Origin of the sequence: Chryseobacterium ureilyticum (genome assembly GCF_900156735.1) — a bacterium.
In the GTDB taxonomy this organism is placed as follows: domain Bacteria; phylum Bacteroidota; class Bacteroidia; order Flavobacteriales; family Weeksellaceae; genus Chryseobacterium; species Chryseobacterium ureilyticum.
Map to the genome: position 1 here is coordinate 191,987 of NZ_FTOL01000001.1, position 23,326 is coordinate 215,312.

Genomic DNA, 23,326 nt, shown 5'->3' on the forward strand with positions numbered 1-23,326 from the left:
TTATTTTTTCTTCTCGGAAATTCTTTTGGAATTAAAATCTCCGGTATTGTTATAAAAAGTATATTCAGAAAAATCATCCTTGGCAGTCATTCCATTGGCACCTACCAATGTAGAACCGTCTTCCATCGTTACGTAAACAGTATCCGTGGTGTAGATTCTTTTTTTTCTCTGATCCCAATAGATCGTCTGCATAGCAAATTTTTGCCCTTCGTTTGTGGTAATCCTTACGTCGCCTTTGGCTTCATAGAATTTTTTGTATTCAAAAATACGGGCATATTTTGCAGTGATCTTTCCCGGAACTTTCGGTTTCTTTTTATCGAAGAATTCTATATTGATTCCTTTTCTTGCGACAACATAAGGGCTATCAATTAACTCGTATTTTTCAATAATAGGAGCCTTTGCCTTTAAAGTTACAAAGCCGGAATCACGCTGTACAATATCAGCATTATTGATAATCTGTGAAGGGAAGTTTTTACTTTGATTTCCATTTCTCTTGGTAAGATCTTCCTCACAGGATGTCAGTATAAAAAATATAGCACAACTAAAAAGGCATGCTATATTTTTATATGATATTTTTTTTGAAAAGTTCATTAGTTATAAAGTGACTTTCTGAACCATTTATCAGCAAAATTGAAGCCGACTCTCAGGTTGATGAAATTCTGGTTGATCAAGTTATTCTTAACAGTACCTCTTTTACCTACTTCTACTCCGATTTCAAGACCACTCATTCTGGTAATACTACTGTTTTTGAACGGAAGCATTACTCCGGCTGAGATACCAAATTTATTAATGTTGGTTCCATCAATTTTCAAGTTTCCTTTTTCATAGAAAGCACCATATCTATAGATAACTCTTGAAAAATAATTTCTGAAGTTGTTATAGTTTGGCAAATACCATCCTCCGGCAGAAATTCTGTAAGTATCATGTAGATTAAAAGTATCTCCGAAATAAGAAATGTTTTCTCCTTTTTTATAATCAAGCTGTCCGGAAAGGAACCAATGATTTTCACTTCCATATCCTACACCCACGGATGCCTGTAAAGGAATAAGGTTTTTAGATTTTACATCCTGTTGGTCAATGATACTAATATCAGTTTTAGTTCCTGCAGTTGCATCAATGTATCTGTAAGTACTATTTGTATACTCAGTTATCATATTGCTGGTATTTCCAAACGTAGCTGTAGCACCGATCGTTAATTTTTTATCAGTACGTGTATTAAGCTTCTGGTAGCTGGTACCTAAAGTGAAATTAAAATTTCTTACTCTGTTTTTAGTTTCAAAACCGTTTACATACTCAGAGTTTGAAGCACGGAACTCAGTAAGATCATAAAGATCACCAAAGTATAAGTTTGCTCTTGCCCCTACGGAGAACTCCTGATTAATTTTGTAAGACAAAGCTACGGCAGCAGTATTTAATGTACCGCTTCCTTTAAATCCGTTTTGATAATAGACAGATCCTTTTTGGTCTTCAGTTACAATATCATAGCTTTTTGAGCTGTATGGCTGATAGGTAAGTCCCATTTTAATTTTCGAAGAAATAGGAAATGCCAGAGAGATATTAGAAAGATACGTAGAATGCTTTGTAGATTTCATATCGTTGAAGTTCGATTTGAAATAATTGTTTTCGTTGGTAGCTTCCAGTCTGATACTTGTCAATTCGAAGTTAGTGTTGTTTGCAGGGTTTGCAAAGTTGAAACTACTGGTAAAATCACTTATAAAAGCAGTAGATATACCTCCCATGGAAGCAGTTTCGATCGTATTATCATATTTTACATCTCCAATTCCATATTTTGCATAGGGAGAGTTGCTTAGACTCTGTGCATTCAGAAAATAGCCTACTGATATAAATGATACTACAAAGATTTTTTTCATTCTTTATTTTTAAAACAATGCGCAAATATCTTAAATATTAATGAATTGTAAAAATTATATGTGGTTAAAGTTTGTTAAGGGCTGATATACTGGGGAATTTTTGCATTTATATATAAATTAATGTCACTAGTGAATCACTAGTTTATAGAGTTTATCAGGTTTTATAATTTACTGTTTGTGTTTACTTTAAATAGCGCATAATCAATATGTTTCTATTGTAAGTTCCTTGAATATGCATATTCATTATTGATTTTATATAGCAAAAATTGACGATTGATCATTCCTGAATTTACTCCCTATTTCTTATCTTTGAAACATGAATTGGGAAAACATCGCCGGACAGGAGAACCTTAAAAAACTTCTTAGAGAAAGTATCGCTGAAAACAGAGTAAGCCATGCCCAACTTTTTGTAGGAAAAGAAGGATATGGTACATTACCCATGGTATTGGCATATGCAAAAGAAATTTTAGGTCAGGAAAATGAACATGCTGCTTCAAAGATTGAGCACCTGAACCATTTAGACTTACATTTCAGTTTTCCTGTTTTTACGGATAATAAAAATTCCTTAAGTAAAAATAAATTTGATGAATTCCGGGAAATGATTCTTGCATCACCTTATGCAAGCTATGATGACTGGACAGCTTTCCTGGAGTCCGAAAACAAACAACTTTTTATCTCAGCAGATGAAATAGATGATCAAAACCAGAAGTTTTCATTAAAAAGCTACGAAGGAGGAACGAAAATCCTTATCGTATGGCGAGCTGACAAAATGAATATTGCTGCATCAAACAAGTTCTTGAAATTTTTAGAAGAACCCCCGGCAAAAACCATTATTCTTCTTACCGCAGAAAGTACCAATGATATTCTTCCTACTATTCTTTCCAGAACACAAGTAGTGGAAGTTCCAAGAATCAATGATGAAGATCTTGGAGGATATTTAAAAAAGAACTTATCCGTTTCCGATGAAAAAGTAAGAGAGATTGTTCATGAAGCCCAAGGGAATCTTAATGAAGCCATAAAACTGTTGAATTCGGGAGATAAGAGCAATGAATTTGAAAAACTCTTCGTACAGTGGGTTCGTGACGCTTTTATGGTAAAGAAGAAACCGGAATATCTCAGAAGCATTATTTTCTGGGCGAGAGAAATAGCAGGCTGGAACAGAGAGAAACAAAAGAACTTTTTGAATTATTGCTCCGAAATTTTCAGGCTGGCATTGCTTCAGAACTATCAGTCGGAAAACCTTGTATATAAAAAGATCAATGCGAACGGGTTCAATTGGGCTGGCTTTTCAAAGTTTATCAGTGGTGCTAATATTGAAAGTATTCTGGAAGAAATCAATGCAGCAGATCTGCATCTTACCCGAAACGGAAATCCTAAAATAGTATGGACAGATCTTGGAATAAAACTCTCAAGGTATATTCATAAAAGTACATAAAATATAAAACTCCGGAGATTTTCCGGATTTTTTATTTTTCTGGGATAATAAAATTTAAGCTGTTTTCTTATCCTTAGTCTTTTTTTTATCTTTTGATTTTTGAGTATTCTCAGCAGTTTTGGTCTTTGCATCACAACCTTTATGATGAGCATCAGAACAAGCCTTTTTATCTTTTACTGAGCATTCTTTTTTATCCTTTCCGGCGCAGCATCCACCTTCCTTAGGTTTTTCCTGAGCATAGCTGAATGTAAATAAACCGATAGCAAGAATTGAGATGAATTTTTTCATGGTTTTTAAATTTTTAAGTCACTAAATGTAATACTTTTTTGATTACTTGATCTGAACTGTAAAAAGATTGTTGATTGAAATGTCAAAGATATTAGTTAAATGCAATGTTTGTAAAGTGATATGATCAAATATTTCTAAAGAATCTTGTTCAGTAAAGAAGGCTAACATAGCTGATTGAAACGTCTTTGCGATCAAAAAAAAATCAAGTTCAAATTCTTTTTTATCATTACGCTTAAAAGAGATAAGAAATTTATTTTTGGGTTTTTAACGATGCCTGAAATTCCTGAAGCTCTTTTTCCATAAAATCGGGATTATCGAGTTGTTTTCTCATAGATTTAATATTACCGATGGTACTTTCCACAGCCAATCTGAACCACGGGAACTCCTGACTCAAAGAAGTAAGTTTTGCCAAAGCTCTCATTGGGTTTTCAGTTTGTGATAACTGTACAGCATGTTCATATCTAAAAACAGGGCAGTAGTAGTATTCTTCTGCTACATTATCCCATGCATCATTATCAGCCTCCGTATTAATCAGATATACCATCGCAAAAATAGAAGAGTCTGTATATCCTTCTGAGAATTTGAAACAGTCAAAAACAGATGCAGTATCATTTTGTTGTATTTTTTTGTCAAATACTTCATGAAATACCTCATGTGAATGTTCTTTTTCATAGTGATTCCCAATGATATGAAGAACCGTTGCATATTCTACCTTTACGGCATCGTCCTCCGGATGATTTTTGTAGGCAGTTTCGATATATTCTTTGGCGGTAGGATTATCCAGTAGCACGCGGTGAAGTTTTGAAAGAGAAATAAGTTCTTCCTTGCTTAGATCTCTTCTGTCAGACATATTTTTCTCAAAATGAAGAAGAGCCTTTTTAGGATAGCGATCTTTTACAAATCTTTCAATTATTTGCCAGTGTTCAAGCTTTTCAAACTGAGACTGATCCCAGAAACGATAGAATATTGACATACGATCCCATTTTGACTGAATTTCTTTCCATTCTTTAAATAGATCATTATAAGCTTGATAAGCAGGAAGTGTATTACCTCTTTCATCTTCAATTTGAATATTCACCTCGAGGCTCGGATCACAATGATATCTTTTAAAAGCCTCAATAATTTCAAGGTTGAAACGATTCCCAGCTTCATCAATGGCTGGAATTGTGATTTCCTCTGCTACAACAGGAGTTTCTTCCTTTAATGTAGGGTTTACTTCTTTGTTTATTGGAGGAGTTGGTTGTTCCAATGGAACGAAAATCTCTTCATTAATTGGAGCAATATTTTCTTCAATAGGAGACTCATTTTTAAAAGTTACTTCATTTGTCTGATTTTTTTTCTTCCTCTTAAAAAGGAAATCAAATAGGCCCATACCTTTAGTTTTTTGTAAATATAAATTAAATCTATATTAAAAAATCAATCAATCGTTTGATTTTATGAAAAACTTATGTAAATTTGCCCCCTGAAAAATGGAAGTGATATGATTTCAAAAGAAGAAAATATATTATTTGCTGCAGAAAAACTCTTTGCTGAAAAGGGTTTTGACGGAACTTCTACCAGGGAAATATCCAAGGCAGCAAATGTAAATATCTCTATGATCTCTTACTATTTTGGATCTAAGGAAAAACTTTATGAAAAATTAGTAGAATACAGAATGAATGAAGGACAGTTTTTCTCAAGGGATATTGTAGGAAGAACTGACCTTAATGACTGGCAAAAGATTGAAAAAATAATAGATCAGTTTTCAAACAGGATAAGAACCCAGAAATGTTTTTACAGGATCATGCAGCGTGAACAGCTTCACACAGACAATCCACAGATCGTAGCATTTTTGAAAGAAACCAAAATGTCATTCCTTTCTATGTATTCCAGAATACTGGAAAGCGGGCTGAAGAGTGGCGTTTTTACAAAAAATCCTCCTATTTATCTGCTTCATTCTACTATAAGCGGAACTCTTTTTTATGCATTCAATGCCAAAGAAATGTACAAGGAATTCCTGAATGATACAGATGATGAGGAAACTTTTGACGAAAAATTTTATACAGAACTTAATAGACATATAAAACATTTACTAAAAGACCTTTTAGGTTATGAAGAGAATAAATAACTCAGTGATTGCATTATCACTATTCGTAGGGATAGCAAATGCAAATGCTCAGGAGAAAAAGACCCTTTCTCTTGATGAAGCTGTGCAGCTGGGAATCCAGAACAGCAAAAATCTCAAGATCGATGCAGCCAAGATCGAAGAGGCTACAGCTGACCTTTTGGAAGCTAAGAACAGACAACTTCCCGAATTGAAGATTTCAGGAAGCTATATGTATCTTCCGATAAAGCCAAACGTAGATATTAAACTTCCGGGAGTTTCCGGTGGAGCAGGAGGTCCGGAAATACATCAGGTAGTGTATGGTTCTGCTAATTTAAGTGTTCCGATCTATAGTGGTGGAAGGATAAAATACGGAATTCAGTCCGCAAAATATCTGGTAGAAGCTTCAAAATTAAGTACGGAAAATGACAAAATAGCCATTGCTTACAACGTTGCCCAGGCGTATAATAATTTGTTTAAAGCCAATCAATCCATCAAAGTTTTTGAAGAAAATCTTGCCGCTTCTCAAAAGAGAGATGAGACTTTCATGAAAATGGAAAATAACGGATTGATCGCCAGAAATGACAGATTAAAAGCGAATCTTCAGACATCCAATATTGAACTTCAGTTACTTGAAGCTAAAAACAACTACAATATTGCCAATATCAATATGGATTTGTTATTAGGACTTTCTGAAACTACAGAGCTTGAAGTGGATGAGAACTATATTGAAGAAGGTGCGGAAGTGAAGCCCGTTAATTTCTATGTGAATGAAGCCCGAGAAAACCGTAAAGATCTTCAGGCTTTGGCTCAGCAAAGAAAAGCTGCAGAATTGGGAACAAAGGCAGCAAAAGCAGAAAACCTTCCTTCATTGGCATTTACAGGTGGATATGTAGCAGCAGATATTCCTAAATTTCTTACAGTTTACAATGCTGTGAATGTAGGAATCGGACTTTCGTATAATCTATCCAATATCTGGAAAGAAAATTCATCATTAAAACAGTCTCAGGCGAGAGAAAAACAACTTGCTGCTACCGATGAACTACTGAATGATAACATTAAGCTTGACGTAAACAGAGAATATCAGAATAACGATTACTCTCATAAAAGAATCGCGGTTTTTGAGAAATCAGCTGAACAGGCTAATGAAAACTACAGAATTACAAAAAATAAATACGACAACGGTCTTGCAACCATGACAGAATTACTGGATGCAGATGCAGCTCAGATTGCAGCTAACGTTGGAGTAATCAATGCAAAAGCAGACGCAGCTTTAGCTTACAGAAAACTATTACAAACAACAGGTACTTTAACATTTAAATAATCAGATCGAAACCAAAATGGAAAATAATAATACACAGGCAGTTGAACCTAAAAAGAAAAAAAGCTTAGTTTTTCCTATCATTTTAGCAGCTGTAGTAATCGGAGGAGGTATCTATGGTTACAGAGCATATAGCTACGGACAGTATCATGAAGAAACTGACGATGCTCAGATTACATCCAATATGGCACCGGTAATTTCCAAAATTTCAGGATATGTAGCTGAGGTGAAGGTAAAGGATAACCAATTCGTAAAGAAAGGAGATACCCTTGTCATCTTAGACAACAGAGATCAGAAAATGGCTCTTGAACAATCTCAGGCGGCTTTAACAACTGCAAAAAGCAATATCTCTACAGCAGAAGCTACTACAACAGCTACTTCTAAGAATATCAACAGCTCTGAAGCAGCAGTAGCTACAGCAAATGCACAGATTGAAGCAGCAAAAGTAAATGTTTGGAAAACGTCTCAGGATTTAAAAAGATATGCAAACCTTGTAAAAGATCATTCTATTACGGAACAGCAATATGAGCAGGCTTTAGCAGCAAAACAATCTGCGGATAAACAACTTCAGGTATTGGTAGAGCAAAGAAACCAAATTGCTCAGCAGACTACCATCGCTTCTTCTCAGACAGCAGCAAGCTCTCAACAAATTAGCGTTGCGAATTCTGTTGCAAAGCAAAGAGAGGTGGATGTAGAAAACGCGAGATTAAACTTATCATACACAGTAATTTTAGCTCCTGAAGACGGATATGTTGGAAAAGTATCTACACAGGCAGGTCAGTATTTACAGGCGGGAGCTCAGTTGTTTTCTTTGGTTAAAAACGACCAGAAATGGGTAGTGGCAAACTTTAAAGAAACACAGGTAGATAAAATGGTGGAAGGACAAAAAGTGAAAATTGAAATTGATGCTTTCCCTGATAAAGAATTTGATGGAGTGGTAAGTTCATTCTCTCCGGCTACCGGTGCTACATTCTCTATTCTTCCTCCGGATAATGCGAGTGGTAACTTCGTAAAAGTAGTACAGAGACTTCCTGTAAAAATCGATTTTGTAAATCTTGATAAGAATATCGCAAAAAGATTAAGAACAGGAATGAATGTGAAAGCAGAAGTTTCATTGAAATAATACTTAAAACTGTTTAAAAGTCAATTAACCTCGTTATGAATAGTGAATGTATTTTGTGGCATTAAATAAAATAGGCTGCTTTAAAATTCATTATCTATTACGAATCAAAATTGATCATTGGCTTTTTAACATCGTAAAAAACTTATGCAAGATTCATTAGTAGAATATGGAGCCCGAAGAGTGATCATTACGATCACAGCAATTCTTTGTGCTCTGCTTGAGATTGTGGACTCCACGATTGTGAACGTTGCCCTTAATGAAATGAAGGGTAACCTTGGGGCTACACTTTCAGAAGTGGGCTGGGTGATTACTGCCTATGCGATCGGAAACGTAATTATCGTACCGATGACCAGCTGGCTTTCTCAGCAGTTCGGACGTAGAAATTACTTTGCAGCTTCCATTATCATATTTACCATATTTTCATTCCTCTGCGGAAACGCAACGAATATCTGGGAATTGGTATTTTTCAGACTGATGCAGGGAATTGGTGGGGGAGCCCTTTTAGTAACCTCACAGACAATCATCACAGAGTCTTACCCTATTGAAAAAAGAAGTATGGCTCAGGCGATTTATGGATTGGGAGTAATCATTGGTCCTACATTGGGACCACCGCTGGGAGGATACATCGTTGATAATTATAGCTGGCCGTATATTTTCTATATCAATATTCCGATCGGGATTGCAGCAACTTTAATGACGCTTCAGTTCGTAAGAAGTCCAAAATATGCAGAAAAACGTAGAGTTTCAGATGTAGACTGGATTGGTATTGCTTTGTTGGCAGTAACGGTAGGTTCATTACAGTTCATCCTGGAGAGAGGTCATGAAGAAGACTGGTTTGAAAGTGGAATGATCGTAGCCTTTACAGTGGCAGCCGTATTAGGATTTATATTATTCCTTTGGCGGGAACTTACTTTTAAATATCCGATTGTAGAGCTCAGGGTATTAAAAAATGGAAACTTAAGAATCGGAACGGTGATGTCGTTTGTGTTGGGATTTGGGTTGTATGGATCTACATTTATCGTTCCGCTTTATACACAGAGTATTTTGGGGTGGACGGCACTTCAGTCGGGAGCATTGATGATTCCGGCAGCATTGACAACAGCTTTCATGATGCCGATTATCGGAAAATTGTTAACGAAAGGTGCAAAACAGCAGATCTTGGTTTCTCTGGGACTGTTCATCTTCTTTATCTATAGCTTCTGGGGGTATAAAATTCTAACTCCTGATACAAGTAAAGAAGCCTTCTTCTGGATGCTTATTGTGAGAGGTGCTGGTTTAGGACTATTATTTATTCCAATTACCTCACTATCATTAAGTACTTTGAAAGGTCAGGAAATCGGACAGGGAGCAGCCTTTACAGGGATGATGAGACAGCTGGGCGGATCTTTTGGGATTGCAGCCATCACAACCTTTATTGCGAATGCCGGGCAGACATACAGGAATAATTTGATTTCCCATCTGGATTCAAATAGTTTTGAAGTTCAGCAAAGAATTAATGCTTTAAAAGCAAACTTTATAGCAAAAGGAATGACACCTGATGCAGCACTGAATGCAGCTTATAAAATGCTTGATCTATCCGTAACCAAACAGGCAACTGTATTGTCTTATATGGATGTATTTCTTTACCTCGGGGTAATATTTTTAATATGTATTCCGTTTATCTTATTTATTAAAGAAAGAAAAAGTAAAGAAAAGATAGATTTGAGTGAAGCCATGCACTAAATTTTAATCAAAACCTCCGAGAATATCGGAGGTTTTTTTGTAAATGAAAATATGGATATTTCTCTGTTAATCAATATCAATATCAATATCAATATCAATATCAATATCAATAGGAGCGGGTTTTAGCCCGTTCTCATTATAAATTCCCACATCCATTCGGCTTTAGCCAAAATTTAAAAACATTTGTTTATAAACTATTGCTGTATGGCTTGTACCCATTCAAGCCCACTGATGTCAATCAGTTTTAAAGTATGGATCGCGTCTTTTTGAATAATATCATTAATCCTAATATTCATATCTGCTTTTGCCCCCAATGGAATAACAAGACTGTGCTTCCCTGGTTTCACTTTGGCTACATAATGGTTTTTGATATTATCTTTGGAGAACTTTGAAAGCTCTTTATGATCTATTTCTTTTAAAATCTTTCCGTTTTTATCCAGAATGTGAATCCCTATGAGGAAAGAACCATATACATCTGCGCCTTCTGTTCTATAGACCTCAAATTTTAAATCTGAATTATTATGCGAAATATTTGAGATTTCAAGTTTCGGTTTTACAGACTTATTGTGTAAAGTTCCCCAGACACCGCCATGAAAATACTGATTGGTGTAAAGTGTAAGCCCGAAAATAATAAGAGAACCTATTAATACAAAAACTTTAGGTTGAGAAATAGGAAGTTTTCCGGATCCCAGCCATTGAAACCACTTCGTTTGAGTAAAAGTCTTATTTTTCCTTATCAAATAATTGTCAAGAGAATAATCACCACTTCCGCTAAGGAACAAAACAAAGCCGCCTGCAACTCCCAAAACCCCGATTTGCCATTCATCCAGACAGGTAGTTCCCAACCAGCCCGAACCTAATAAAATTCCCAAAGCAAGACTGAAAATACCAATGCTCATCAATCGGGTAAACAGTCCAAGGATAATAAATAATCCTACAATAGCCTCAATGATAGTAAACATCATCATAGATCTTTGTAACGCATCAGGGTGAGTAACCAGATATTCGATTATAGGTTTTATTCCTAAAGCATTGGGTAAAAAATGATTAAACTTTTCACCGATATATCCTTTTTCATCAGGAATAAGCTTGTTTTCAAGGATAAGTCTGCGCCAGAAAGCAGAAAAATAAGTCCATCCGATAACCATACGGAGGGATAAAGTATATAAACCAGCCAGATTAGAAGACTGACTGTTTGTAGTATGTTTCATTGAAATTAATATTATATTGTAAAAAACTGATTGTAATGGATTAAAAAGTTTTTTAAACCAGATTTAATTTCAGTCTTTTAAATAAAATATATTTCGGTGGGCTGTTTCCGGTAGTATGCCCTGAATAGTCGTTAAAAGTAAGATTTCCTTCCTGGATATTTTTCACAGAAGCAGTAAAGTCCAAAAAGGCATTAGAATGTTTAGCTTTAATTACTGTTTTTGAAACCGATATTTTAGAGGAAATAGAGGTGAAATCACAGCTTGATGCAAGATTAGATGTTGTTTTAACCTTATTTAAGCCACTGATATACTGAATGTCAAAAATATCAAGAACATTCCTTTTTACAGAACACGGAGATAATGAAAACGCTAATATAAGCATCATTATGATGGCTTTGTAGGTCTTCATATGGATCTTGGTGTCTGACATTGCTACAAAACTACACTTTATTTTAATTTCTGCTCAATAAATTTCAAAAATTCATTCTGCTGATCTACAAATAAATAGTGAGAACAGTTATCTATAAGTTTAAAATTATCTTTTCTGACAATATTTTTAAGGTTATTCAACTGTTTTTGAGAGAATATTCCATCATTTTTTCCATAAACAGCGAAGATGGGAATACCTTTTCTTTTGATTTCTTTTAAAACACTTGTATTATCAAGGTTATTACGTTTTTCATTTTGATAAAATGTAATGGGCGAATTGGCATTTCTGATGTTGTTTTTATAAAACTCACCATCTTTATATTGTTTTCTCAAACTTTCACTTTCCGGAGTAGGGATGGGCATATCAAAAAAGTTCATTTTTCCTGCTATTTCGTAACATCTTTTTCTGTAAGCTGCAGAGTTTTTATCAAGACTTTCTACTTCAGAAATTTCCTTTAATTGAACCGGATCGTTTTTGAAGTGTTCTTTTGCCTGATTCAGAATATGATTATACGTTTCCTGTTGGGTAAATAATGCTCCGGCTAAAGTTAAAGTTTTTACTTTTTCAGTAAATTGATGAGTAAAAAGAGTTCCGATGATTCCTCCAAAGCTATGGGTGAGTATGTGTGCTTTTTTGAGATGATAGGTATTATAAATTTGATTCAAATCATCAAAACTTTCCTTAAAAGTCATCGTGGCATTCTCATCCTTTGAGCGTCCTTCACCGCGTCTGTCATATACAATGACATAAAATCCTTTATCAGCAAGATTTTGAGCGGTTGTTCCTTCAAATAAAGTTGCATTTCCACTGGGTCCGCCATGAATAAAAATAACAGCTGGATTCTGTTGACTTCCATAAGCTTTTGAATAAATATTCTGAGCGTACACTGAAATTATGAATAAAGAAAACAGAAGAGATAGAAATGATTTCATAGCTGGTATTTGAGGTTGCTAATCTAATTAATATTTCTGAAGTATTGAGGAGAATTTTATGGCGGAATGTTGTAAACCACCCTGTCAAAAATTCTTTGAATTTTCGCCACCCTTCCAAAGGATAGGAATTTTCACACCTTCAATTGTGATTTTACGGATAACTTGGAAAATAGTTTATTGAATAAATTATCAGAGGTAATTTCAAACTTTTTTAACTTCCATCTTCTTTTGTTTTAAAAAATAAGTCCTACTGACTAACAGTTGTCACAAAGCTGCCTTATCTTTATCCCGATATTAAAAAAAACTTCAATGAGTTATTGTTTGGCAATAGACGGAATGCAGCCTGAAAGCAGAAAAGAACTGCACAAAAACTATCACGATAATTATTACGGATTTCCAATTCATGATGATAATGAATTGTTCGGAAGGCTTATTTTGGAAATTAATCAGGCAGGGCTGAGCTGGGAAACTGTTTTAAAAAAGGAAGAAAGCTTTAGAAAGGCTTATGATAACTTTGATATTCAAAAAATAGCGGCTTACACAGAAGAAGACCGTGAGAGGCTTTTGAGCGATAGTGGAATTGTCAGAAATAAACTGAAAGTGAATGCGGCAATTGAAAATGCAAAGGCAATTATTGAACTGCAAAAAGAATTCGGTTCATTTGAAAAATGGCTGGAGCATCATCACCCCAAAACATTGCCGGAATGGATGAAACTTTTCAAGAAAACATTCAAGTTTACAGGCGGTGAGATCGTAAATGAATTCCTGATGAGTACAGGTTATCTGAAAGGCGCACATCATGAGACCTGTCCAATTCATACAAAAGTATTGGAACAAAATCCTTTGTGGAAAAAGAAATAGAAAGTTTCAGATGTCACGAATGTACAAATAATTCTGAGCAAATATTTATGTGCCTATATAGTTGAAAAATTACCACATAGGCACATAGAAAATAAGTTTGAACTGTAAGAGTAACTTTTACTTTAAGCTTCTTACGGTAACATCAGGTTTTTCACCTTGAGGGACAATAAAAATAGCATTATCATCAATAGTATCTCCCGGATCAAAATAATAACTTCCAGTCACAGGGATTGTACTTGTAGTAAACTTTCCTGATTTATCATAGGCAGAATAAGTCACGTTGATCATCTGAGCCTTCATTTTCAGCTCAATCTTTTTAGAAGTAAGTCTTGCACCGGTTGCATTAATACAATCTAATTCTACCAATCCTATATTGCTTACAATCTGAGGAAAAGCAGATAATCTGATATTGTATCCTTTATCAGATTTATTTTTCACAGAAGCAGAAACTTTATATCGATCATATTGCTTGCCACCTGATTCAACGCTTTCTTTGTTGAGAATATTGAAGGTGACACTCATACCATTAACGTCTATGGTTTGACCATCAGAAATCTTTTGTGCATTTGCTGAGATTCCTAGCAAGAAAACTGTTGTGAGGGAAAATAAAAAAGTCAGGTTTTTCATGATATTAATTTGTGTGATTGTTGGTTATTAAATTTACATAAAATAATAAAATGAAGTATAATTTACTTTTAAATTGTTGTATTTATATGTTTTATATTTTGTTTTAAAGATTCAGACTTCTATTCTTCTTCGGATGATTGTTCGATTAATTGTTTGTGTGCTTTTCCCCATTTTTCAAATTCAAGAATAATAGGTTTCAATTTATACCCAATTTCTGTAAGTTCATATTCTACTCGTGGTGGAACTTCGGCATATACTGTTCTTGTAATAATTTTATCCTCTTCTAATCTGCGAAGTTGTAGTGTTAACATACGTTCTGTAATATTCTGAAGTCGTTTCTTTAATTCCCCAAATCTCATTTTACCATTGACGAGGTAACAACAGATGGCAAGCGCCCACTGCCCACCAATAATATTAGATGCATAAACTTCCGGACATTCGTCTGCAAGAGCTTTTTTATTGGCAAAATTGGTTGAGGTTTCCTTTATTTTAGTCATTACTTACATTTTTTATAGTACCCTACAATAGGTTGCTAATGTACGAAATGTAAGTAATATGTAATATTTTTGTTGTAGAAATTTAAACATAATGAAAACATTAATTATTGTCACTCACCCTGATATAGAAGAATCTGTTATTAACAAAAGGTGGATTGAAGAATTAAATAAACACCCGGAAAAATACACTGTTCATCAATTGTATAAAGCCTATCCTGATGGAAAAATCAATGTTGCTAAAGAGCAGGAGATTATGGAGGCTCATGATAACATTGTTTTCCAGTTTCCTTTTTACTGGTTCAGCAGCCCACCTCTTTTGAAGCAATGGCTGGATGAGGTTATTTTATATGGTTGGGCATATGGAAGCAATAGTGGCTATAAGCTTGCCGGAAAAAAAATGACTTTAGCTGTTACTGCCGGAATAGATGAAGATGTATATTCTGCTTCAGGAAAATATAAATATACTATGAAGGAACTTCTCAGACCTTATGAACTGACCTTTGATTATATTAAGGCAGAATATGAAGAACCTTTTGTTTACTATGGTATAGAGCGCGATCCTTCAGATGAATGGATTGGAAAAAGTGTTCCGATGTATCTTGAATTTTTAGATAATTTATAAAAAAATAATGGGAATCTATTTGGATGTCTTTTTCAGATAGATTCCTATCCCACCGTAGGCGTATCTTCTTCTTTCAATATTTTTTTCTCTTTCATGGTCAGCATCATTCGTTCATACTTGTATTTTTCCCAATCAAATTGGTTTAAGAAATCAAGTGCTGCCTGAAACCCTCGGTTGAAAAGTTCCTCTTTTTCTTCTCTTTTCATAAAGAAATTAAGCCAGCTGCTGGTACCACAATTGACTGTCTGGATGCTGTATAAGCGGTAGAAAGTATGTTTGGTAAGAAAAGTTTTATCATTAAATCCTTTTAATGTGCTGATGATATTTCCAGCGTAGCTGAAGGGTGTTTTAAGAATTTCTTCACTCGTTTTTCCCTTATCAGAAAGAATGTCAGAATCACTGGTTAATTGTACTCCAAAAAGTGGCATTCTGGGATAAAAAACTTCATCCGCATGGAATAGGTCTATAGGAAAATTGGAAATACTTCCTCCATCAATGAAAACCCCAACGGGATTGATGTCTTCCTGTTTAGTATTCATCCAGAACCTCCATGCATATTTCACAGAACTTTCATTCTTATCAATCCGTTTCTGGAAAGGTTCAAAGAAAAAAGGTACAGACATGGAGGCTCTTACAAATTCTGCAGGGCTGGCGTGTTTCAATTCTTCTTCAGACCAATATAAATTTGCCATTGTAGGAAGCTCTACTTTGATTTTAGCATTGATGTCTGTAGTAACAATCACATATTCAGATTGAAGTAAATAAAAAGGATTGTTTTTGTAATAATCGTTATTTACAGCACTGTCATAAAAGATCTTATACCTTGTCTGATCAATATGTTCAAGGTTTTTAGTCTTAATTTTTTCAATATTGTTTAAAGCGGCTGTATAGTATTCCTGTTCGTTTCCATAGCGGTAATTGAGATTGAGATCATGTTCTTTCTGAATAAACTTTTCATTAAGACTAGCCACAGTTTTAACTCCGAAATTATCCAAAGCATTTTTCATCGTATTCAGAAAAATATTTCCGGGATTAAGTCCGCTGTTTTCTTTTGTGAAATTATGATACAGTTTTTTGATACAGAAAAAAAGGATGATAGCCGGAACCAAAGGAATTAAAAACATCAGCTTAGCACCCAAAATACTATTGGATGGAGCAGCAAAAGGAATACTGACGAGAATAATGAATAAAATAGCCGCAATAATCGCGTTGATTTTAAAGAAATTCTTGTTATTCAACATTCCATGGAGTGTAGTTTTTACATAGGTTTTACCATCCATAAAATCCGCAAAATCCCAACTGAAAAGAACATCTTTAATCAGTTCACTTTTGGCTTCTTCCTTAGTTTTGCAGGCTGCAATAAGCATGGTATTGATCGCTCCTGCACTCGTCCCAGCAACTTTCAGAAAACGGATTCCAAAGATTTCCAGTCCGTAAAGGTAACCCACCAATGCGCTGCCCCAAACACCGCCGCCTTCCTGTACAAATTCTATATACTGATTCCCATATGCATCCAAAAGATCAGAAAATTCTTTTGTAGAAATGTTCTCATGCAGCGCAATAAGCTTATCTTTTGATGTCTGCGAAAGAGATTGGTCTTCCAGAATAGTCTTAAGATCTTCAGTTTTCATAGTGATTTGTTTGGTAATGGCAGGTTTTTATTAACCTAGTAAGCAGTCACTAAATTACTGTTTATTTGGAAATCAAAAGACTATTTATGCAGTTGTTGCAGCAAATTCTTTAAACACAAATTTTCCACAAACAAGCACAAAGCGTAGCGTAATCTACGATAGACTAAATCACCACTGCTTACGTCTCACATAAATAAATGTACTGATAACTACCGTTGCCATTGCTCCTAATGTGATAAAATAACCATATTTATGATGAAGCTCTGGCATAAAGTCAAAGTTCATTCCGTAAACTCCTGCGATAAAGGTAATTGGTAAGAAGTAGACAGAATAAATAGCCAAAACCTTCATGACTTGGTTGGCTTTCTGATCAGATAGTGCCAGGAACATCGAAATAAGGTTGGTGATCTGTATATTCAAATGATCAAAATCGGCAACTACATCCTTATGTTTGTCTTTTAAATCCACTATTTCAGAGTCCTGTAAATCTAAAAGCTTAAATTTATCAATAGCGTCCGTAGAAATGACCAATACCCGGGAATTCAGCCCCGATTTTCGTTTTAATTTATATAATCTTCGGATCTGGCTGGTATGATTGGTATTCTTCAGAAAAATCTCATTCTCAATATTGTCCATGGTTTCCAATAGACTGATTGATTCATCATCGAAGCTTTTCATAATCAGAATCGTGATCATTAAAGCAATTTTCTGAGGAGTCATTTCTTCCTGTGAAAGCGAAAGTTGCTTTTTCGTCTCAGTAATACTTCTGGTTTTCATCCTATGGATAGTGATAATCGTTTTATCAAGGATAAATATGGCGATCTTCGTACTGATATCACTGATGGTATTCAGGTTTTTCCTTTCAAGCTCGGTGCTTTCACGAAGAAGGAAGAATTTTACATTTCCATCTTCTTCATATTTAGGTAAGTGATTGGGGTCTATAGTGTCTTCCAGAAGAAGGTTGTTGATTTCATATCGTTCATGAAGAAACTTAAGGTCTTCTGCGGTAGGAGCCTCTACATCTACCCATTCACAGTGGGTGCTTCTGTATATCGTATTAATTGGCATAAAGTAAAAATACTAATATTTTGAAATACTATGTTTTAAATAAGTTTTATCTTTGCCAAAATTATAAAACTATATGATTAAAAGTACAATAAAAGGAGTAGGATTTTATGTTCCTGATAACGTTGTTACAAATGATGATTTAGCCAAACTAATGACTACTAATGATGAATGGATTACGGAAAGAACAGGCATCAAGGAACGAAGACACAGAAAAAACAGGTATGATTCTCAGGAAACCAGCGCTTATTTAGGTTTCAAAGCATCTGAAAAAGCAATTCAGAATGCGGGGCTTACCTCAAAAGATATCGATTATATTATTTTCGCAACCCTTTCGCCGGATTATTATTTCCCTGGATGTGGTGTTTTGCTTCAGGATATGCTGGGATGTGATACAATTGGAGCTTTAGATGTAAGAAACCAGTGTTCAGGGTTTGTATATTCTATGAGTGTGGCAAATGCATTTATCAAATCAGGGATATACAAAAATATTCTTGTTGTAGGAGCAGAGGTTCATTCTTTTGGACTGGATTTTTCTGATGAAGGAAGAGGTGTTTCTGTTATTTTCGGTGACGGGGCAGGAGCAATCGTACTTTCTGCTACGAGGATGAAAATGCTGGTGATATTTTAGCTGTAAATATGCATTCTGAAGGTAAATATGCAGACGATCTTTGTACTCAGTTCCCAGGTTCTAAGTTCGGATGGAGCGACAGAATGAGAAAAGATCCTGAAAATGTAACGGATAAGGAAGTGTATCCGATTATGAACGGAAACTTTGTATTCAAGCACGCTGTTACCAGATTCCCGGAAACGATGATGGAAGCCTTAAACAAGGCAGGAAAAACAATTGAAGACCTTGATATGTTTATTCCACATCAGGCAAACCTTAGAATTGCTCAATTTGTTCAGCAGAAGTTCGGATTACCAGATGAAAAGATCTTCAACAATATCCAGAAATACGGAAATACGACGGCAGCTTCCATTCCAATTGCTTTAAGTGAGGCAATTGAACAAGGGAAAATCAAAAGAGGTGATTTAGTACTTCTTTCTGCTTTCGGAAGCGGATTTACCTGGGGAAGTGTATTATTTGAATATTAATATCAGGCTTTCATAAAAAATAAAAAACCGCAGATCACTCTGCGGTTTTTATTTTATCATTAATTGTTAATTAAAGGCTTTTCAATAATGTTTCAGTATCAGAGGAATCCTGTCCTGCACTTTTTGCCAGTTCAATCGCCTTTTCAGCCCACATTTTTGCATTTTTTTTGTCCCCAACCTTGTTATAAAGATTTGCCAGTGTATCCGTATTGGCATAATTCTGATCTTTCTTTACAGATTCCTGTGCCCATGCAATTGCCTTTTCCAAAGACGTTTTATTACTTACATTTTCAAAGAAATTCCACGCAAGAGAATTCAATTCATCAGATTTTGCTGTAGAATAGTCCTTATAAAGATCAAGCGTTAGTTTTTCATAAGTTGGAATATCCTTGTTTTTTAAGGCTCTGTTTGCCTTCATTCTCTTCAGAATTTTATCAGCTTCCTCTTTGCTTAAAAATGATTGTGTTGCTGACATAAAATAAGCATCATCCCATGTTTTTGTATCAGCATTGTATGCTTTTTTAGCAACTGTATTCAGTTTTATGTTTTTATCCAGTTTTTCATACTGGTCTCCAGGAAAAAGCTTAATAAAGTCAGCTTTTTTGTTTTGGAAGATTTTATACAAAGGGCTTTCCGTACTTTGTGTTCCGGCAATAAGCATTTGAATATCTTCCTGGTCAAGAGTCGCTTTCTGTTCGAAATAACGGTTCATTACCTTACCTGCAAATTCACTATCATTGTACATAGTAAGCATCGCAAGATTCTTTAAGAACTCAGGATTTTTTTCTCCTTTTTCAAACTGAAGCTTTAAAGAAGTAAGTCTTTTGCTTGGATCTCCGGCATCTTTTGCAAACTGAATGAAATCTTTTTCTTCCACATATCCTAATGTTCTATGTACAGCTTCACCATTTCCGTCAATGAATAGATATGTTGGGAATGCTTTTACATTATATTTCTTTGCAATCTCAATTCCTTCGCCTTTTTCCATATCAATTTTAGCATTGATGAAATGAGAATTATAATAATCACCCACAGATTGAAGCGGGAAAATATTTTTCACCATAAGTTTACATGGTCCACACCATGAAGCATAAGCATCAATAAAAACCAGTTTGTTTTCCTTTTTTGCTTTAGCAAGAATAGAAGCGAAGTTTCCTTCCTCGAATTTGATGCCCTGCGCCCATGCAAACACACCTATAAATAGAGCTGAAAGTATTGTTAATTTTTTCATATAAACTTTTTATTCCCTGCAAATGTAATAAATATGATGACATTTGAGCAGTTCACATTGAAAATAATTATCAGAGAACTTTGTTTTTAATACAGATTTAGGCTTCTATGAAAGATAATCGTCTATTGTTTTAAGGATATTGTTAAAATTAATGTAAATCACTATTTTAGTTAAATGATTAAATTTCAGCAGAATATTTTAATTAAAAGCAAAATATTAGTAGTTTTGTAAAAAACAAAAAGACACTCGTGAAAAAATGATGAATTATTATAAGAATAATAATTTGTTTTTTTATGTCTAATAATCTACTGAAACTTTTGTTTTTGCTGATCACAGCAATCCCCATATTTGCCCAAAAAAAGAACAGCTTCGACCAGGCTTGTGAAAGAACATCTACCATTACCGCATATAAAGACTTATCAAAAGCTATAAAAACAGCAGATTCCCTTTATATGTCTGCAAATAAGCCCTCAGAAAAGGTAAAAAGCCTTATGCTATCATCAGAACTTTATCACCACGCAGGAGAAATCAAAAAAGCCATATGTTACAGTGAAAATGCACATTCATTAGTTAATCAGAGTAATGATGCAGAACGGATGGCAAGTGTAAGCAGATTATTGGCGAGACAATATAGACAGGTAGGGTTATACGAAAGAGCAAAAAAATACATCTTCAAAGGGCTTGTAGCAGCCGGAAAAATCCCCGATTTTCAAATGAAAAATGAAGCTGAAGGGCTACTAAATCAGGAAATGGCTTTCTATGAAATGGAAGTGGGAAATTATACTAATGCTATAGACCACATCCAGCTTTCACTAAAGAATTTTGAAAAAATAAACAGTAAGATTGAAGATCGTACAGAGGCAGCTTCTTATCAATTATTGGGAGATGTTTACTTTAAACTGGATGATTATAAAACCTCTGAAAGTTACTATAGAAAAGCAGAAGAATTGCTTAAAGCAGGAAGCTGCACTCTTGGACTGGTTTATAATGGACTGGGTGGAATTCGTGTAAAACAAAAGAACTGGAAAGACGCTGAAGTATATCTAAAAAAAGCAGAGAAAATTGCAGACACTTCAAGAAGTTTAAAACTTAAAAAAGCTGTGTACTCCAATATCAATGATTATTATGAAGGAACCGGAGATAATTATAAAGCCTCACTTTATGCTGTAAAATATGTAAGAGCCTACGACAGTATTGCAGCCCGTAATCAGGCTTTCACAGGTAAGACAAATATTTCAGTTGCAAAAACCGGGAAAACCGGACAAATGAACATCGCAAAAAATGCGACTATTATTGTACTTTTTGTTTCATTAGTGGGATTGATTATATTTATCAGAACCAAACAAAAAAAGCAACGTTCAAAACTTAGGAATATTATAAGAAGCCAGATTAATATGATTAGTAGTCATCGAAGTCAGATGATAAGGCAGTCTGATAATTCAGAGTTTTCGAATATATCCGTAGAGGAAATTGAGGAAAAAGACAGTGAAACAGACCGAAAAAGAAATGATTCTCTGATGACTTCTGAAACGGAAACTAAACTGCTTGAGCTTCTTGAAAACTTTGAAAAAGGAGATCTTTATAACAATAAGGGAATGTCTCTTTCTTTCCTTGCCGGTGAGCTCAATACCAATACGAAGTATCTTTCTTATGTAATCAATCAGCATAAAAGTGCAGATTTTAAAACGTATATCAACAGGTTAAGAATCAATTATATTGTAGATAAACTTATCAATGATGAGAAGTACAGACAATACAAGATCAGTATCCTTGCTGATGAATGTGGCTTTTCGTCTCACAGTAAATTTGCTGCTGTATTCAAGGCAGTTACAGATCTTTCTCCATCATCATATATTAAGTATCTTGACGCTGAAAATCAATCAGATAAAAATGTTCATTTTCGTGAAAATGATAAAGAATAAGTAGCATTTTTCATGCTATCTTACCATTTTTCATGAAAATGGATAACCTATTGTTTTTCGTAAGAGTGCAGCTGCTATATCTTTGCGACAGTTTTACGGAAATGATTACATTCATATTACATCTTATCTCTTTTATTTTTGAAGGAATCCTTTTTTTCCTGAAATAAAAAGCGATGATTAAAATCCTACAACAAGCCAAACCATGGAACTTTAGATATGGAACATGTACATGTTTTGTTTTCATGAGATAGTCACTGTTCCTCTTTTATGTCATAGAATATTCTGATAAGGAATATAAATCATACCATATAATCGGGGTTGATTGCCCGGTTTTTTTTCAGTCAAGTTTTTTTAAGTGCAAATCCACAGAAAGTCTGTGGATTTGCGATTTTATTTAGTTTTCGTACTGTCGGTTTTGATTTTTAAAGTATCCGGTGACGGCTTAGAATTTGCCACGGCAGAATCTCCCATACTATTTCTTATAGATTCTTTATTATGAGCATCTTTGTATTCCTCTCTTTTTTCTTTGTTCTGAGCACAACTTCCAAGGAAAAGAAGTCCAAGAATTGCTCCTATCCATAGTTTTTTCATAATAATACTTTTTTATGGTTGGTGTTGATCAAATATAATGATTTTATGATAGATAAAAGATAAAAGATAAAAGATAAAAGATAAAAGATAAAAGATAAAAGATAAAAGATAAAAGATAAAAGATCTTGTCATTAAACATTTATTATTATCCTTTTATCATTATCCAGATATCAACATCAATAGGAGCGGGCTTTAGCCCGCTCTCATATAATCAACATCCATCTGGCTTTAGTCCAAATCTCAATATATCATTTCAATAATTAAATTAAACCATTTATTCTTTAGCTTTTCATCAAAAAAAAATCTGCAGCGCTTTGAACTACAGATTTTCCATTTTTAAATTAAACGTATTTAATACTATTTGGCAGGATGTGTTGCCATCGAATCCTTTTTCATTTTAATGCTGTCCGGATTCTTCATTTTTGTAGTCATAGTATCTGTTGTAGCAGGTGATGCAGTCTGTGTATTCTCTACATTTACCGAATCCCGATTACTGGTTGACATTGATGACTCTTTGGTTCCACAGCTCACTGCAAATAATCCTATTCCAACGGCTGTTAACAATAACTTTTTCATACAATTTTATTTTGGGGTGTAGTGATGAAAAAACAACTATTATTCCTAACAAGGGTATTGAAGTCGTAAAATATAGGTATAGTTTGTTAAAAGATGTTAGGTAAGGTGGAGTGAAAGGGTGGGAGAGTATTAGAATGTACGTGGGCTAAAATACTTTTTATAACTATAATTAACCTTAAACCTTAAATC

22 protein-coding genes and 1 pseudogene are annotated in these 23,326 nt (G+C 34.5%); 9 read left to right on the forward strand and 14 right to left on the reverse strand.

The features are described 5' to 3' along the window. Nucleotides 1–591 (reverse strand): LPS export ABC transporter periplasmic protein LptC, encoded by a 591-nt coding sequence (gene lptC, locus BW983_RS00850; protein WP_076549161.1) that lies wholly within the window; start codon nt 589–591, stop codon nt 1–3. Next, complete coding sequence (locus BW983_RS00855; protein ID WP_076549163.1) at nt 591–1,871, reverse strand: hypothetical protein; 1,281 nt, start codon at nt 1,869–1,871, stop codon at nt 591–593. Before BW983_RS00855 ends, lptC begins: the two co-directional genes overlap by 1 nt. 316 nt (nt 1,872–2,187) lie before the next feature. On the opposite strand from BW983_RS00855, the gene BW983_RS00860 reads away from it, so the two are divergent. Further along, nucleotides 2,188–3,306 (forward strand): DNA polymerase III subunit, encoded by a 1,119-nt coding sequence (locus BW983_RS00860; protein WP_076549165.1) that lies wholly within the window; start codon nt 2,188–2,190, stop codon nt 3,304–3,306. 54 nt (nt 3,307–3,360) lie between these two features. On the opposite strand, the gene BW983_RS00865 is transcribed toward BW983_RS00860, so the two are convergent. Beyond that, on the reverse strand, nt 3,361–3,594 hold the full coding sequence (locus tag BW983_RS00865; RefSeq protein ID WP_076549167.1) for a hypothetical protein: 234 nt from the start codon (nt 3,592–3,594) through the stop codon (nt 3,361–3,363). A 250-nt stretch (nt 3,595–3,844) separates the two neighbouring features. Continuing rightward, a complete protein-coding gene (locus tag BW983_RS00870; RefSeq protein WP_076549168.1) occupies nt 3,845–4,966 on the reverse strand; it encodes a hypothetical protein in 1,122 nt (373 codons plus the stop codon). A gap of 108 nt (nt 4,967–5,074) precedes the next feature. Here BW983_RS00870 and BW983_RS00875 point away from each other — a divergent pair, with 108 nt between their 5' ends. From BW983_RS00875 to BW983_RS00890, 4 genes are all read left to right on the forward strand, one after another. Next, entirely contained in the window at nt 5,075–5,701 is a 627-nt protein-coding gene (locus BW983_RS00875; RefSeq protein WP_076549170.1) for a TetR/AcrR family transcriptional regulator, read from the forward strand. Beyond that, nucleotides 5,685–7,001, forward strand: coding sequence for a TolC family protein (locus BW983_RS00880; protein WP_076549172.1), 1,317 nt, complete (start codon nt 5,685–5,687; stop codon nt 6,999–7,001). The genes BW983_RS00875 and BW983_RS00880 overlap by 17 nt, the downstream gene beginning before the upstream one ends. Nucleotides 7,002–7,017: 16 nt before the next feature. After that, nucleotides 7,018–8,121, forward strand: a complete 1,104-nt coding sequence (locus BW983_RS00885; RefSeq protein WP_076549174.1) for an HlyD family secretion protein — start codon at nt 7,018–7,020, stop codon at nt 8,119–8,121. Nucleotides 8,122–8,265: 144 nt separating this feature from the next. Further along, a complete protein-coding gene (locus BW983_RS00890) occupies nt 8,266–9,843 on the forward strand; it encodes a DHA2 family efflux MFS transporter permease subunit (protein ID WP_076549176.1) in 1,578 nt (525 codons plus the stop codon). 194 nt (nt 9,844–10,037) lie between these two features. Here the strand turns inward: BW983_RS00890 and BW983_RS00895 are convergent, their stop codons facing one another. The 3 genes from BW983_RS00895 to BW983_RS00905 are packed head-to-tail and all read right to left on the reverse strand — an operon-like array spanning nt 10,038 to nt 12,416. Beyond that, nucleotides 10,038–11,054: a TQO small subunit DoxD gene (locus tag BW983_RS00895; protein ID WP_076549177.1), complete on the reverse strand. Its 1,017-nt coding sequence runs from the start codon at nt 11,052–11,054 to the stop codon at nt 10,038–10,040. Nucleotides 11,055–11,106: 52 nt separating this feature from the next. Further along, entirely contained in the window at nt 11,107–11,484 is a 378-nt protein-coding gene (locus BW983_RS00900) for a hypothetical protein (RefSeq protein ID WP_076549179.1), read from the reverse strand. 17 nt (nt 11,485–11,501) lie between these two features. After that, nucleotides 11,502–12,416 carry an alpha/beta hydrolase gene (locus BW983_RS00905; RefSeq protein WP_076549181.1) on the reverse strand — a complete coding sequence of 305 codons (915 nt, stop codon included), beginning with the start codon at nt 12,414–12,416 and terminating at the stop codon, nt 11,502–11,504. Nucleotides 12,417–12,725: 309 nt separating this feature from the next. Here BW983_RS00905 and BW983_RS00910 point away from each other — a divergent pair, with 309 nt between their 5' ends. After that, the gene (locus BW983_RS00910) at nt 12,726–13,277 is read left to right on the forward strand and encodes a DNA-3-methyladenine glycosylase I (RefSeq protein WP_076549182.1); all 552 of its coding nucleotides are present in this window, start codon (nt 12,726–12,728) and stop codon (nt 13,275–13,277) included. Nucleotides 13,278–13,394: 117 nt separating this feature from the next. On the opposite strand, the gene BW983_RS00915 is transcribed toward BW983_RS00910, so the two are convergent. Beyond that, entirely contained in the window at nt 13,395–13,904 is a 510-nt protein-coding gene (locus tag BW983_RS00915; RefSeq protein ID WP_076549185.1) for a hypothetical protein, read from the reverse strand. 119 nt (nt 13,905–14,023) lie between these two features. Continuing rightward, nucleotides 14,024–14,401, reverse strand: a complete 378-nt coding sequence (locus BW983_RS00920) for a winged helix-turn-helix transcriptional regulator (protein ID WP_076549187.1) — start codon at nt 14,399–14,401, stop codon at nt 14,024–14,026. Nucleotides 14,402–14,492: 91 nt separating this feature from the next. Here BW983_RS00920 and BW983_RS00925 point away from each other — a divergent pair, with 91 nt between their 5' ends. Further along, nucleotides 14,493–15,023: an NAD(P)H-dependent oxidoreductase gene (locus BW983_RS00925; RefSeq protein ID WP_076549188.1), complete on the forward strand. Its 531-nt coding sequence runs from the start codon at nt 14,493–14,495 to the stop codon at nt 15,021–15,023. 44 nt (nt 15,024–15,067) lie between these two features. Here BW983_RS00925 and BW983_RS00930 read toward each other — a convergent pair whose 3' ends face one another. Next, on the reverse strand, nt 15,068–16,654 hold the full coding sequence (locus tag BW983_RS00930) for a patatin-like phospholipase family protein (RefSeq protein ID WP_076549190.1): 1,587 nt from the start codon (nt 16,652–16,654) through the stop codon (nt 15,068–15,070). A gap of 168 nt (nt 16,655–16,822) precedes the next feature. Further along, on the reverse strand, nt 16,823–17,722 hold the full coding sequence (locus BW983_RS00935) for a magnesium transporter CorA family protein (RefSeq protein ID WP_076549192.1): 900 nt from the start codon (nt 17,720–17,722) through the stop codon (nt 16,823–16,825). Nucleotides 17,723–17,795: 73 nt separating this feature from the next. Here BW983_RS00935 and BW983_RS00940 point away from each other — a divergent pair. After that, nucleotides 17,796–18,817: pseudogene (locus BW983_RS00940) on the forward strand (3-oxoacyl-ACP synthase III family protein). A gap of 70 nt (nt 18,818–18,887) precedes the next feature. Here BW983_RS00940 and BW983_RS00945 read toward each other — a convergent pair. Beyond that, nucleotides 18,888–20,048 (reverse strand): thioredoxin family protein, encoded by a 1,161-nt coding sequence (locus BW983_RS00945; RefSeq protein WP_076549193.1) that lies wholly within the window; start codon nt 20,046–20,048, stop codon nt 18,888–18,890. 293 nt (nt 20,049–20,341) lie between these two features. Between BW983_RS00945 and BW983_RS00950 the strand changes: the two genes are divergently transcribed. Then, nucleotides 20,342–21,970 (forward strand): AraC family transcriptional regulator, encoded by a 1,629-nt coding sequence (locus BW983_RS00950; protein ID WP_076549195.1) that lies wholly within the window; start codon nt 20,342–20,344, stop codon nt 21,968–21,970. A gap of 390 nt (nt 21,971–22,360) precedes the next feature. On the opposite strand, the gene BW983_RS00955 is transcribed toward BW983_RS00950, so the two are convergent. Both BW983_RS00955 and BW983_RS00960 read right to left on the reverse strand, forming a co-directional pair. Then, entirely contained in the window at nt 22,361–22,561 is a 201-nt protein-coding gene (locus tag BW983_RS00955) for a hypothetical protein (protein WP_076549198.1), read from the reverse strand. Between the two features lie 357 nt (nt 22,562–22,918). Then, nucleotides 22,919–23,137, reverse strand: coding sequence for a cytochrome C551 (locus BW983_RS00960; RefSeq protein ID WP_076549200.1), 219 nt, complete (start codon nt 23,135–23,137; stop codon nt 22,919–22,921). Between the last annotated feature and the right edge of the window lie 189 nt (nt 23,138–23,326).